The following is a 14569-nucleotide window of genomic DNA, read 5'->3' on the forward strand; positions in this document are numbered from 1 at the left end:
AGGTCTATCGCCTCCAAAAGATTTACCTTCTTTGTTAAAAGGTTTGTCAAAACTTCTTTTTCTATCCGAGTTTTCTCCATTAAATTTTTTGAAAGGTCTATCACCTCCAAAAGATTTTTTGTCGTTACTATATGGTCTGTCTGTGTTATCTTTATTGCCGAATGATGAACTTCTCGGTCTTTTACTATCTTTGAAATTAGATGATCTATCATCTTTTGAACGATCACCTCTTGGTTTGAAGTTTTCTGAGGTACTTCTTGAGTTTTTGGAGTTGTCATCACGACTGTTCCGTTTATTGCTGAATGGCATCTTATTACTATAAAATAATGTGAATGGCAAAGTTAGCTATAATATTCTTTTTTTTCTAGGATTTAATTTAAATATTTTTTTTGTGGATTTAAAGTTACAAAATAATCAAGGTTAAAATAGCTTTAAACCCTGAAAATGGTAAGTGTTTGTTTTTTAAGTAAATAGTCTTTATCTTTGTAGCCTTGAATTTGTACCAAGCTATTTTTTGATCGATTTTATCGTGGATAGGGTAGCATTAAGGGAGTGAATGTTTAGAAAAAAAGTACTATGTTGTAGTCTGATTTTGTCGGCGTTAGTGTTGTCAAAATTATACTCAAACCCAAACACAATTGCTACAGGTGATGATAAGATCATTGCTATGAAAGCGCCAAGTAATCTTGCTCATAAGGAAGATGAAAAGGAAAAGAATGATAATGAAGAAAATAATCATTATTTAAGTTCATTGACATTTGCTAATGATACATTACCGATCGATCGGCCACATGTTGAAAGCAAATTGTTACGATATTTTAAAAACTTCTCTTTCAGTAAGAGAGGCTCTTACAGTCTTCATAAAAAAGCAGAGACCTATCTGCCGCAGATTGAAAAGATTTTAGCATCCTATGGTATTCCTGAAGACTTTAAGTACGTTCCATTAGTAGAAAGTGGATTGGACAGAGGAGTAGTTTCAACTAAAGGCGCTGGTGGTTATTGGCAATTTATGCCTGCAACTGCAAGACTTTATGGGTTGAAAGTAAATGGAAGTGTAGACGAGAGACGGGATTTGGTTAAATCCACTCATGCCGCAGCTAAATACATTAAATCACTTTACAAACAGTTTGGAAATTGGACTCTTGTAGCAGCTGCATATAATGTAGGTGGGGGTAGTCTTAAGGGCTCCATCAGACGCCAGAAGGAGGATAGTTATTACAATTTGAAATTGAATAATGAAACTGGATCGTATGTTTATAAATTGATCTCGATGAAGGAAATCATTGAAAACCCTCAAAAGCATGGTTATAAGCGTTATGCTAATCGGGTTGACGAAGAGGATCCAAACAAAAAGATGTTATAAAAAAAGGGCTTGAATTTTTCAAGCCCTTTTTTTATGTTATTATTTATCTTAAATCTACGATTTCATATCCGCTATATTTGTTCTTATTAAAAGTAAATAGACTGTTGTCTAAGCTCTTATTTGGGGTCTGACTTTTAATCGTGTAATTATATTGACCTCCATTTTTATCATAAATGGTAGCATCGTGAATCAACTTTGTTGATTTATTAATGCGAAGTTTGATTTTAGTATAATTCTTTTTCGTATCAGTTGGCGTTAACTGGACGACATTAAGTACTGTAGTCCCAGCTTTTTCATTACCAACTAAGGTATATTTAAAACCTGTTTTATAAAAGCTGAAAATATTGCTTGGATCTATCGCATCTGTATTCTTTTCTATTTCGGCTATTTGAACTTCTTTTTCATCTTTCAATATGGTGTGCAAATTTTTACTGTCTGATATCAAATCTTGACTGTTCATCGTAATTTGATATTTATTATTTTTTTTGTCCAAATAAAGAATTCCAGTATCTGAATAACGCCCTTTATTGGCTGCTTGAACCACTGAAAAAGAAAAGTTTGCTTGAATAGTTTGATAGCTATCATACTTTTTACTCACCTCAGCTAATAATTTTTTTGCAGCATCTTGCTGTGCAAATGCTGGCATTGCGCCTACTAATGTGATGACACCTAGTAATACGGACATTGTTTTTTTCATTTTTTTAATCCTTCCTTAATGTTTCTAAAAACTGTTCTAAAGAATATTCGTCGGGATAGAGTACTTCACGGGCTTTGCTGCCTTCAAAAGGTCCAACAATTCCTGCTGACTCTAACTGATCAATTATTCTCCCAGCTCTATTGTAGCCCAGCTTTAACTTACGCTGGATTAAAGATGTTGATCCTTGTTGATGCATGACAATCAGGCGCGCTGCCTCTTCAAATAATTGATCTCTATCGGAGAAATCAAAATCTGTTGAACCAGATCCATCGCCACTTTCGTCCACATATTCAGGTAGCATAAATGCGGATGGATATCCACGTTGACCACCAATAAAGTCAGAAATCATTTCTACTTCTGGCGTATCTACAAATGCACATTGAATACGTATCAGATCACTACCTGTCGATAACAACATATCTCCTCGACCAATTAATTGGTCAGCACCTCCAGAATCTAAAATAGTTCGTGAATCTACTTTAGATAAAACGCGGAATGCCAAACGTGCCGGGAAATTGGCTTTAATCGTACCTGTAATGATATTTACTGATGGACGTTGCGTGGCAATTACTAAGTGAATCCCTACGGCACGGGCTAGCTGCGCTAAACGTGCAATGGGTGTTTCAACCTCTTTACCAGCGGTCATCATCAAGTCGGCAAACTCATCTACTATAAGAACTATAAAGGGTAAGAATCGATGACCCTCCTCAGGGTTTAATCTGCGATTGACAAATTTTGCATTATATTCTTTTAAATTACGTACTTGTCCATTTTTTAACAAGTCATAACGTTGATCCATTTCGATACAAAGTGAGTTTAATGTATTGATAACCTTCTTTGTATCTGTGATAATGGCATCTTCTTCGCCAGGTAGTTTCGCTAAAAAGTGACGTTCTATTTTTTTAAATAATGAAAGTTCTACTTTTTTTGGATCGACTAGTACAAATTTTAATTCTGCTGGATGTTTCTTATATAAAAGAGATGTCAAAATAGCATTGATACCTACTGATTTACCTTGACCTGTTGCACCAGCAACTAGTAAGTGAGGCATTTTGGCCAAATCTGCTATATAAACTTCATTCGAGATGGTCTTTCCTAAAGCAATCGGAAGATCCATATCTGTTTTTTGGAATTTTTCAGTTGCAATTACAGATTTCATCGAAACCATTTCTGGATTGCTATTTGGTACCTCGATCCCGATCGTTCCTTTTCCTGGCATCGGTGCAATAATACGAATACCTAGAGCGGCTAAACTTAAGGCGATATCGTCTTCCAGGTTTTTGATTTTCGAAATACGTACACCAGGCTTAGGGATGATTTCATATAAGGTTACAGTTGGACCAATGGTCGCCTTGATATGTTCAATCTCAATGTTATAGTTTCTTAACGTATCAACAATTTTATTTTTATTGACTTCTAGCTCTTGTTGGTTAATCGTAATTTTCCCCGTTCCATAATCTCGCAATAGGTCTAATGTTGGATGTTGGTATCCTGCTAGATCTAACTTGGGATCATATTGACCAAACTGTGCAACGAGATCATTAGCTGTAATGATTTTTTCTTCTTTTAATGATTCGACCTCTAATTCGTGATCCGTTTCGGGAGTGTCCTCTATAACTGGATCTAATTCTATCGGGTCGTCTACCGTAAATGAAATGCTGTTATCCGAAGCAACCTCTGGTTCTTCCTTAACTTCACGAGCTGGTTCTTCAATTTCAAATGGAATCACAACCTTATTTTCAGGTTTGATTTCCGAGATGGGTAAAACAATCTCTTTATGGGGAGGAGGCAGGTCTTCATTTAATCGAATATCTCCATTTCTATGAGACTGAAATTTATCGTTGAGGCTAGGTGCAGGAGTATAAGTCTCCCTTCTATTGATTAAAGGCTCTGATACGATCGGTTCAGAAGACCGAATCGTGTTGGTATAACTATCTTCTTCCTCAACATTTAATTCGTCCTCATCTTCTTCGCTGTTTTTACGTGAATCGAAAATACTAAATTTAAGGTCCAGATTGTATACTAAGATCAATGTTGTTAAATACGCAAAGATCAATATACCAGCTACACCTACTGTACCGATTTGAGCCTCCAATAACTTATTTGTCCAAAAACCAAACTTTCCTTCTAAGATATGGGGAACTTTGGCAAAAAAACTATGTAGAAATCCTAATGTAACAGATATGAAAACAATCGCTATAAAGGAATAGATAATAGTACGGTAGACCGGTAAGATTGATTTTTTGTACAATAATTTATACCCAATTACAAAAAATACAAGTATAAACAAGAAAGAAGCTACACCAAACCAATTGTAGATAAATTGATTTGCGAATAATGCACCGTATTTTCCTAGTCTATTTTGTACAACAGGAAGCTCTATATCAGGATTATCGATTTCTTCGGCTGTATTCATCACGACGCCCCAACCACCATTATTAGTAGCGATATAGCTTTGATCTTCTGACCAGGTGAATAAATACGAAACAAATGCAATCCCCAATAAGACTGCACATAGTATGAGAAATGCACCTAAAATTTTTACTAATTTTTGTTGCATTTCTGATAAGTCTCTAGCTGGAGCTTCCTCTTTATCTTCTACCTTCTTATTCTTGGGAGTCTCTTTTTTTGTACTCCTCTTAAATGATGTATTAGCGCTAGATGGTCTGAATGTATTTCCTTTATTTGACATGAATGTTTCACAGTTATCCTTCATACAAACTTAGGTATTTAGAAGGAAATTTAATTGTCTTATAAACCTTTTATTTTTTGTTGTAGCATTTTATTTATAACAAACGTTTTTTATACAGACGATCGTTGAATTTGTTGAAAAATAAAAAAATAAAAATGAAAAAAGTATTATTTTTTGGATTCAGTGTAATAGTTTTTATGCTGACATTAAATTCATGCAATAAGCTAGATGATGATTTCACTTATGTAGAAATCTCTGCAGTGTCTGCCGTGAATGTTGTACCTGGTTCTGCTGGATTGGATATCGGTCTGGATCAGAATAAATTGAATAATAATTGGGAAGGTGTTTTTTCTTATAACCGATATTTGTTTTATAAAAATGCTTATCCCGGCAGTAGACTAGTACGCGTTTTTGATCCAAGATCTAATACCGGAGATACCGCATTAGTAAGTAAAAAGGTAATCTTTACACCGGGTAAATTCTATAGCCTTTATGTGATCGGTAAAGACAAAGTTGATGTGCTGGCTACTGAAGATGATTTTGGTACATTAAAGCCTGGATATGCTAAATTTAGATTTATGAATTTAAGTCCTGAAGCACCTAAATTGACGCTTACGTTAAATGATGTGGATAGTTTAGCTGTTAAAGATAAAGCTTATAAGGATCTTACTCCTTTTAAGACTATTAAAATTGCTGATGTATATAAGCTGAAAATAAATGGTGCTGGAATGACTGAATTGTTAGGGGATTTTAAACCTGAAGATAAAGAGGTGTATACGATTTATGCTTCGGGCTTAACCTCGAGTAGCGATACCAACAAAAAATATGGTTTTCAAATTATTAAGCATAAATAAATATTTCCGTTATAATTTTGGTTGATTATAATCATGAAGCCTGTTCTGAGAAGAACAGGCTCTTTTTTATCTAGAATAATTCGTCCTATTTTCAGAAACTGTATTTAATCGGATTGGTAAGATGTAACTAACATTGACGGGAATACCTCTTTGCTTTCCAGGTTCCCATTTTTTCATTTTTTTAGCTACTCTGAGTGCTGCCTCGCCGGTACCATATCCAAGATCACTTTTGATTTTAAAATTTCTTGGTTCCCCACTTTTATCGATAACAAATTCCACTTCTACTACTCCGTTTATTCCTGACAACAATGCTTCTGATGGAAAATTATAGTTTAGACCTATAAATCTCATCAATGATGCGATCCCCCCCGGATACTCAGGTTGCTTACCTGCGCTAATCGAATCGTAGGGTGTTTGCTGACCTAATGAATCTGTTGTAACGCCCGAAATCAGCTTACCTGCTGTGAAAGTCTCAACGAACGTATATCGCTTACCATTAAAATGACCTTTCCATTCGCCTTCTTTTTTATGGTTTACATAATTTCCTTCTTCATAGCTATATTTATCGCTATCATCCGAGACTGCGTAGCCATTTCCATTTCTTAATAGCATGTTTCCTATAGAATCGATATAGGCTAAATAGAGCGGTTCTTCGATTTTATATTTTCCTTTTTTATTTATGGTGTAGGGAAAATATAGGATGGATTTAACTCTACCATTCTCATGATAGTAAAAAGCGGTATCGATCTGTTGGGAATGCTTCGAGTACATGACTTCAGATTTCATGTTTCCGTTTTCAAACAGTTCATATTTTTTACCTTTAAATTTTGTTGCAAAAATATCGGTTACTTTACCTTGAAGCTTGAGCGCATTATTTGAAAGGTAAAACTCCTCGACAATCGTATCATTAGATTTTTTTTCAGGAATAGTTACTATGCGTGCGTAGTATGCTTTTTCTAACTCTTTGGTTACTTTATCTTCTTTTGTATATAAGGTCTGAATATTGATTTGACCATAAGCGATGGTACATGTAAGTAGCGATAAAAAGATAATTAGCGCGATATTTCTCATTAAATTTAAAATTTTGATGCAAATGTAATTTTATAAAGTGTAAAGATAGCAAAAGTTTATAAAACAAAAATGACCGATCAAATCGGTCATTTTTATTTTATAAATTTAAAAAAACTTACTCAGCAATAATTAAATAGTAATTTTTCTTTCCTCTTTGTGCAATGATATATTGATCATTGATCAAGTGTGATGTGTTGATTACTTGGTCGATATCTGTCGCTTTCTCGCGGTTGATCGATACACCACCACCTTGTAGCATTTTACGTGCTTCACCTTTAGAAGGGAATACCTGTGTATTGACCGCTAACAGATCTAAAATATTGATCCCGCTGCTTAGCAATTCTTTTGAAATATTAAATTGCGGAATACCTTCGAATACATCTAAGATCGCTTCATGGTCCAATCCATTTAAGAATTCAAGCGTACCATTACCAAATAAGAAATCTGACGTTTTGATTGCCGTTTCATAAGCTTCTTCCGAATGGGTACGGATGGTGATGTCTTTTGCCAAAGCTTTTTGTACTGCTCTTGTATGTGGAGCAGCATCATGCTCTGCTATAATGGCGTCCAGTTCTTCTTTTGATTTTAAGGTGAAGATCTTAATCCAGTTTTTAGCATCATCATCTGAAGTATTTAACCAAAATTGGTAATATTTATAAGGGGAAGTCTTCTTTGGATCTAACCATACTGCTCCTGATTCTGTTTTACCAAATTTTTGACCGTCTGCTTTCTTAATTAATTGTGTTGTGATCGCAAAAGCAGTTCCTTGATCTTGACGACGAATAAATTCGGTACCTGTTACGATATTTCCCCATTGATCCGAACCGCCCATTTGTACTTTACAATTGTGATGTTTCCAGAGATAATAGAAGTCATATCCTTGAATCAGTTGGTACGAAAATTCTGTAAATGAAAGGCCGTTTTCACCTTCCAAACGCTTTTTTACAGAATCTTTAGACATCATATAGTTAACAGTAATCAATTTACCCACATCACGAATAAAATCCAAAAATTTGAAATCTTTGAACCAGTCGTAATTGTTAACCATTTTGGCGTCGTTTTCACCTTCTCCAAATGCCAGGAATTTCCCTAATTGATTTTTCAAACAGTTCACATTATGATTTAATGTGTGTTCGTCCAATAGGTTACGTTCTGCAGATTTGAAAGAAGGATCTCCAATCATTCCCGTTGCACCACCAACCAAAGCGACAGGCTTATGTCCTGCATTTTGGAAGTGTATCAATGTCATGATTTGTGTCAAGTGACCTACGTGTAAAGAGTCACCAGTTGGATCAAAACCAATATAACCAGATACTTTTTCTTTATTTAGTAAGTCTTCAGTTCCTGGCATAATGTCTTGAAGCATGCCTCTCCAGCGTAATTCTTCTACAAAGCTCATTGTGTAAAATGGATTAAAAATTTTAATATAAGCCACAAATATAAGAGATTAAGCTGTATATTGAGTCAATATTTATCGTTAAATGACTACGACGGGTATAAAAATGATGTTATGAATTTTTTGTCACACTTTTATTTCGAACGTTTTGCAACGACTCCAGAGCGAGTTGTCGGTAGTTTACTACCTGATCTATTGAAAAATGCAGATAAGAATTTTGTACTCAGACCCAATAATTTTGAAGATAAACTTAGTGTCAATCCTTTACATTTGGATTTATTGAAAGGATGGAATGGACATGTCGAAGTGGACCGCTTATTTCACAACTCGGATTATTTCTTTCACCACACGCACGAAATTAAAGAATCCATCCGGCAGGAGCTAATCGGCTTGCCGATCCGTCCATCTTTTTTTGCCCATATTGCACTTGAATTACTGTTGGATCATCTTTTGATCGTGGATAAAGCAATATCTATTGCTAAATTGTATACGGCATTGGAAAAAGTGAACCGTAGTGCTTTACGATCTTTTTTAATGATCAGCGAATTGAAGGACATAACCAAGTTTGAGACCTTTTTTGATAAATTTCAATCCTCGCAATATCTGTACGAGTATGCTGATATGCAACAGCTTACTCGAGCTTTATTTCAGATTTGTAAACGTTTATGGTCTTTTGAAGTCGGAGAGGAGCAGGTTTTATCGGTAAACAGTAAATTAACGGCATATATGGATGCAAATTTGATCGATTTCCACAAGATTTATCAGTATATCCAATATGAAATGATAGATTTTGAATAGTATGCGTATTATATGCTTACTATCCATCTATTTTTTTTATTTTCGTAACCAATTACATAACTTATTAACATAAACTACATGTTTAAAAGACTTTTTCGCAAGAAAAGTGTTGATCAAATTATATACGACTCCCAACATGGAGAGGGTTCTGGGCTTGCAAAAGTACTAGGTGTAAGAGATTTGGTTTCACTTGGTATCGCTGCCATTGTTGGTGCTGGGATTTTCAGTACAATTGGATTGGCAAGCTATGAAGGTGGACCAGCGGTTTCACTTTTATTTATTTTCACCGCTTTTGCATGTGTATTTACAGCTTTATCTTATGCGCAGTTCGCGAGTACGGTTCCCGTTTCAGGTAGTGCATATACTTACGCTTATGTTGCTTTTGGCGAATTGTTTGCTTGGATCATAGGTTGGGCATTGGTTTTGGAATATGCTGTATCTAATACGGTTATTGCGATTTCGTGGTCACAGTACTTTGCTTCCATGCTTGAAGGATTTGGGATCCATATACCGGCATGGCTATCTATGGCGCCTGGTTATGCATTGGATGCATCTAAGAAGCTTGCAGAACACGGTGCAGCAGCTTTAACTGCTGCTGATAAACATGGGTTAGAAGCTTATTTGAGCGCTCCTCGCGTAGGAGGGGTACCTATTATATTTGATCTTCCTGCGGGCATTATCACCGTCTTAGTGACTGCTTTAGTTTATATCGGGATTAAAGAGTCTCAGCGTGCTAGTGCTATTATGGTGATGATTAAAGTTGGGATTATCTTGGCTGTTATTTTTGGTGGTATGTTTTACGTTAAACCGGAAAATTGGACACCATTTGCTCCAAATGGAATGCATGGTGTCATGGGAAGTGTTGCCGCTGTCTTTTTTGCTTTTATCGGTTTTGATTCTATTTCAACAACAGCTGAGGAATGTAAAAATCCACAGCGTGATCTGCCTAAAGCCATGATCTGGTGTTTGGTGATCTGTACGGTCCTATATGTAGCCATTACGTTGATATTAACGGGAATGGTCAACTATACGGAATTGAATGTAAAAGATCCGTTGGCTTTTGTATTTAAATATGTTGGCTTTGACTATATGGCAGGTATTATATCAGTTACTTCAGTGATCGCTATTACAAGTGCCCTATTGGTCTATCAATTGGCACAACCGAGAATCTGGATGACTATGAGTCGTGATGGATTGATGTCCAAGAGGTTTGCTCGTATTCATCCAAAATATAAAACTCCTTCTTACGCAACAATTGTGACAGGCATTGTCGTTGGCGTACCTTCCTTATTTTTTAAAATGGACTTTTTCGTTGATTTGACTAGTGTAGGTACTTTTTTTGCTTTTATCATGGTATGTGCGGGTGTACTGTATATGGATTATTCCGGATTATCTGAAAAATCAAAATTTAGGGTACCTTATTTAAATGGTAAATATCTGGTTGGGGTGGGGTTATTGACTGCGATTGTTTTGATCGGGATATACGGTCAGTCTATTTTAGTAGAATGGAAGAACTTAACCTTTATGGAGATCGTCGAGCATAAAGTGCTGGTAATTATTTTTTGGTTGACCTGGTTGGGGCTGAGTATCTATAGTTTTAAGATGAATTTTTCATTATTGCCCGTTACCGGTATTTTGATCAATCTTTATTTGATGACAGAACTGGGGGCCAGTAATTGGATTATATTTATTATATGGCTCATTGGAGGTCTCGTTATTTACTTTTTGTATGGATATAAACATTCAAAACTAAATAAGGAAAGTCTTTCTCCCGAATTGTAAAGACATAAAAAAAGCTCTAAATTATTTTTAGAGCTTTTTTTATGTCGTCTAGAATCTCCAAAGGAGTATTCGACCCACTTTATTTCCTTGTTCCATTCGGATTACCTCTACTTCTGCGACATTGAGTTTTTTCAGTTTGTGCTGCAAACTTCTAATATCTTCTCGATGTGCGACCAATGTGGAGAACCATTTTACTTGATCTTTATAGAACTGACTTTCAAAGATCATTCGTCCGATAAAAGCCTTTTCACCACCATCACACCACAGCTCGCTTCCTTGACCTGCAAAACTTTGAACGATATGCTCCTGTTCTGCCGACTTTAAGCTTTTTATCTTACGGTCTGCTTGTGCCAATGCTTCTAATTGGGATGAGAAGAATGGGGGATTACAGATCACCATATCATATTTTTCATTTTCAAGAATGATATCCTTGAAGATGGCTTTGGGATTATTTTGTAACCTAATCTGAACATTATTTTTAAGTTCTGTATTTAGGCGGACTATCTCAATGGCATTTTTGTATGCTTTTTTTACAATCTCCGAACCTACAAAGGACCAACCGTATTCATGATGACCTACAATTGGGTAGATACAATTAGCTCCAACTCCAATATCTAAAATTTTGACTTGCTTTCCTTTTGGGATCTCGTTGTTGTTTCCTTTAGCTAAGATGTCAGCAACATAGTGGATATAATCTGCACGACCTGGAATTGGTGGACATAGGTTTTCCTTTGGAATATCCCAAAATTGAATATTATAGTATTGTTGAAGTAATGCTTTGTTTAAAAGTTTTACTGCTTCTGGATTTGTAAAATCTATGGTTTTTGTACTATAATCATTAACAAAAACAAAAGGTTTGAGTTCAGGAACGATTTTAATTAATTTATTAAAATCGTATGCATTAAGATGTTTATTTCTAGGGTGAAGTTTTTTTGTGGGAGCTGTTGCTGTTCCTGCCATAATGTTGTATTTGATGCAAAAATAAGCTTTTATTTTAACACATTTCTTAAATAATAATAGCTTGCATTAAAATCTAATAAATGATTGATCGATATTTCTTTTTCCTTTTGTCCTGACAATTATTGGGTATAGCGGCATTTCAATGAACCTGAAGGGAAATGGGGATTTTTAATAAATAAAAATGCCTCCAAATCGTGTTGATGTATTTGGAGGCATAACGTTTTCAATAGTATGTTTTATTAATTGTTCTTTCGCTTTAAGTCTATCGTAGTGGTTTGTGGTAAACTTAAAGGGACCCGTTCAATGGTTACAAAACTAGCATCCAATCCAAATCCTTTTTCTTCAGAAAGACTTAGTTTTTTGAGATAACCATATATTTCCATAATGATACGTTCCGACCAGCTCAACTGATTTCCTTTTGACAATACTTTTTCCAACACGACAAATTTAAAATCTCCGGGGATTTTGTGTTTTTTTAAAGTATCGTATTGGCTTGTGATATCGATTTCACCTTTTTGAACCATATCTTCAACGACTTTTCTAAAGAGCAAACTGATACGTTGTTCTTCTCTAAAGCCGAGTTTGAAATCTATGCGAATGAGCTTTCCCGGAATTAATTGATCGATCGTATATTCGCGTGTATGCGGGTGGTCCATCACATCAACGTGAACCAACCAATAGACGTCAGCGCGTTTTGGTTTTTTATTCAATATGGAATAAATGATCTTGGATTCAATTTCTGATTTGAAATTGGCACTAGTCAAATACACTAAATGTGATGCGTAAGGTGGTACGGACTTGTCTTCACTCAATTCTGAAATGATAGGATAGTATTTGTCGATATTGATGAAATTAACAAATCTGTTTTTAATGCGTCTAGCACTCCACCAAGCATACATGATGAGAAATAGGAGAGAGGCTAATAATAAGGTAAGCCATCCGCCATGCGCGATTTTAACTCCATTTCCGACTAAAAATACCAACTCTAGTATGAGGTAAAAACCTGTAAATAAAACAATCACATATTTATTGACTTTTTTAGCTGCAAGGAAAAATGTCATTAAGACGGTTGTCGTCAAGAATGTTAAGTTGATCGCTAATCCGTATGCAGCTTCCATATTACTGGATTCTCCAAAAATTTTAATAATCAGCATACATCCAGCCCACAGAATCAAATTGATTGAAGGTACATATAATTGTCCTTTTTGATCACTTGGGTACCGAATGGCAACCTTTGGCCAAATATTTAACCTTACAGCTTCTGATATGAGCGTATATGATCCAGAAATCATTGCTTGACTGGCAATAACTGCAGCCATGGTGGCAATCGCAATACCATAACCAAGAAACCAATGTGGCATGATGGCATAAAAGGGGTTGTTTTCTCCTAAGACTTTCCCTTCTTGGGTTAATAACCACGCACCTTGACCAAAATAATTAAAAACGAGTGTTAGTTTTACGAAAATCCAACTGATTCGAATATTATCTTTTCCACAGTGTCCCATGTCAGAATATAGCGCCTCAGCTCCAGTTGTACATAAAAATACCGCCCCAATAATAAAAAGTGCATTGGGATAAGCAATCAGTAATTTAATGGCATAGTACGGATTGAGAGCTTTGAGCACTTCATATTCGAGGTGAATATTGCTAAGCCCCAAAATACCAATCGTCGAAAACCAAATAAACATGAGTGGCCCAAATATCTTACCGACGACGGATGTTCCAAATCGCTGAATGGCAAATAAAAGGGTGATGATGGTCACCACAATTGGAATTGTCGGTAGACCAGGATACTTAATGTCCAAACCTTCAATCGCAGAGGAGATGGTGATTGCCGGTGTAATCATACCGTCGGCAAGAAGGGTTGCTGCTCCGATCATCGCAGGGAAGATCAACCATGGTGCTCTTTTGCGTACCAATGAAAATAGGGATAAGATACCTCCTTCACCTTTGTTGTCGGCCTGCAGTGTAATCAGTACATATTTTACAGTTGTTTGTAAGGTTACTGTCCAAAAGACACAGGATAACCCACCAAGAACAAGGTCTTTGTCGATGACCCCCTTATTCATGATAGCCTTAAATACATAGAGCGGAGAAGTACCAATATCTCCAAAAATAATCCCTAAACTAATTAGGAGACCTGCAAGGCTTACCTTTTGTGCGGTACTTTGATGACTTGTCGTCATTTTTTTATTTGATTTAAGTAAAAAAACCTTCATTTTAACACGAATATGAAGGTTCGTTGCAATTGAAAAACTCGTGCCAAATTTTAGCAATTTGTTTGACAACGCCAAATCTTGTTAAAAATTGTTAAAACACAAATTTTTATTCCATATAAGTTCATAATATCTAAACAAATAACCTACTTTTGTTGTTGATATATTGGTTTAGAAATATTATATTTGATTAAACTATAACCAATCTAAGAAGTCGTATATACAAATGAAATTTAATTTTAAGAAAATAGCTTATTTATGTCTGCTCTGCGTGGTAACGTTGACAGGAAGCTTGGGCTATGCTTCTGTATTACACGCTTCATCTTCTACTAAAAACGAGGATAATCATCATTTATTTTCCTTGGACAAAGCTGATGTTTTAAGTTTTGTCGCAAATCCGGACAATACCAAAGATGCGGATAAGTTAATCAACAATGTTAAGGTTTTTTATAATCCCATTTCTGAACAGATCAGTTTATCTTTTAAATTGAATAAACAGAGTTCTGTGGCCATTAAAATTATGGATGCTTTGGGTAATGAGGTTGTTCAGTTAATGAATGGAAGCTTAGATGCCGGTAATCAAAATTTATCTTTTGATCCGAGTGGTAAACTTAATTCTGGTTTTTATTTTATCCGAGTAGTTTCTGGCTCAGAAACGGTTGTAAAGAGATTCTCTGTTCGTAAATAATCGAAATAATATAACATAAGAAAGGCTTAAATGATATCATTTAAGCCTTTTT

General features: G+C 35.5%; 11 protein-coding genes and 1 pseudogene. 5 read left to right on the forward strand and 7 right to left on the reverse strand.

Going from position 1 to position 14569, the window contains the following annotated elements; translation table 11 throughout:
* Positions 1-309: pseudogene (locus tag B3P23_RS01475) on the reverse strand (pseudouridylate synthase); the annotation flags it as partial.
* Positions 310-667: 358 nt separating this feature from the next.
* Between B3P23_RS01475 and B3P23_RS01480 the strand changes: the two are divergent.
* Positions 668-1363 (forward strand): lytic transglycosylase domain-containing protein, encoded by a 696-nt coding sequence (locus B3P23_RS01480; RefSeq protein WP_293923955.1) that lies wholly within the window; start codon positions 668-670, stop codon positions 1361-1363.
* Between the two features lie 43 nt (positions 1364-1406).
* Here the strand turns inward: B3P23_RS01480 and B3P23_RS01485 are convergent, their stop codons facing one another.
* Together B3P23_RS01485 and B3P23_RS01490 are read right to left on the reverse strand one after the other, a co-directional pair.
* Complete coding sequence (locus B3P23_RS01485; RefSeq protein ID WP_045753248.1) at positions 1407-2060, reverse strand: LolA family protein; 654 nt, start codon at positions 2058-2060, stop codon at positions 1407-1409.
* A gap of 4 nt (positions 2061-2064) precedes the next feature.
* Positions 2065-4752 (reverse strand): FtsK/SpoIIIE family DNA translocase, encoded by a 2688-nt coding sequence (locus tag B3P23_RS01490; RefSeq protein WP_293924124.1) that lies wholly within the window; start codon positions 4750-4752, stop codon positions 2065-2067.
* A 155-nt stretch (positions 4753-4907) separates the two neighbouring features.
* Here B3P23_RS01490 and B3P23_RS01495 point away from each other — a divergent pair, with 155 nt between their 5' ends.
* A complete protein-coding gene (locus tag B3P23_RS01495; RefSeq protein ID WP_045753250.1) occupies positions 4908-5606 on the forward strand; it encodes a DUF4397 domain-containing protein in 699 nt (232 codons plus the stop codon).
* A gap of 66 nt (positions 5607-5672) precedes the next feature.
* Here B3P23_RS01495 and B3P23_RS01500 read toward each other — a convergent pair whose 3' ends face one another.
* Together B3P23_RS01500 and tyrS are read right to left on the reverse strand one after the other, a co-directional pair.
* The gene (locus B3P23_RS01500; protein ID WP_293923958.1) at positions 5673-6677 is read right to left on the reverse strand and encodes an energy transducer TonB; all 1005 of its coding nucleotides are present in this window, start codon (positions 6675-6677) and stop codon (positions 5673-5675) included.
* A gap of 115 nt (positions 6678-6792) precedes the next feature.
* Positions 6793-8076, reverse strand: a complete 1284-nt coding sequence (gene tyrS, locus B3P23_RS01505) for a tyrosine--tRNA ligase (RefSeq protein ID WP_045753251.1) — start codon at positions 8074-8076, stop codon at positions 6793-6795.
* Positions 8077-8187: 111 nt separating this feature from the next.
* Here tyrS and B3P23_RS01510 point away from each other — a divergent pair, with 111 nt between their 5' ends.
* Positions 8188-8871 carry an ACP phosphodiesterase gene (locus B3P23_RS01510; protein ID WP_293923960.1) on the forward strand — a complete coding sequence of 228 codons (684 nt, stop codon included), beginning with the start codon at positions 8188-8190 and terminating at the stop codon, positions 8869-8871.
* 78 nt (positions 8872-8949) lie between these two features.
* On the forward strand, positions 8950-10653 hold the full coding sequence (locus B3P23_RS01515) for an amino acid permease (protein WP_045753253.1): 1704 nt from the start codon (positions 8950-8952) through the stop codon (positions 10651-10653).
* Between the two features lie 48 nt (positions 10654-10701).
* Here the strand turns inward: B3P23_RS01515 and rlmF are convergent, their stop codons facing one another.
* Positions 10702-11613, reverse strand: coding sequence for a 23S rRNA (adenine(1618)-N(6))-methyltransferase RlmF (gene rlmF / locus B3P23_RS01520; RefSeq protein WP_045753254.1), 912 nt, complete (start codon positions 11611-11613; stop codon positions 10702-10704).
* A 239-nt stretch (positions 11614-11852) separates the two neighbouring features.
* Complete coding sequence (locus B3P23_RS01525; protein WP_094771425.1) at positions 11853-13799, reverse strand: KUP/HAK/KT family potassium transporter; 1947 nt, start codon at positions 13797-13799, stop codon at positions 11853-11855.
* Positions 13800-14055: 256 nt separating this feature from the next.
* Between B3P23_RS01525 and B3P23_RS01530 the strand changes: the two genes are divergently transcribed.
* A complete protein-coding gene (locus tag B3P23_RS01530) occupies positions 14056-14517 on the forward strand; it encodes a T9SS type A sorting domain-containing protein (protein WP_293923964.1) in 462 nt (153 codons plus the stop codon).
* The last annotated feature ends 52 nt before the right edge of the window (positions 14518-14569 follow it).

Source organism: Sphingobacterium sp. UBA6320 (assembly GCF_002440335.1).
GTDB lineage: Bacteria > Bacteroidota > Bacteroidia > Sphingobacteriales > Sphingobacteriaceae > Sphingobacterium.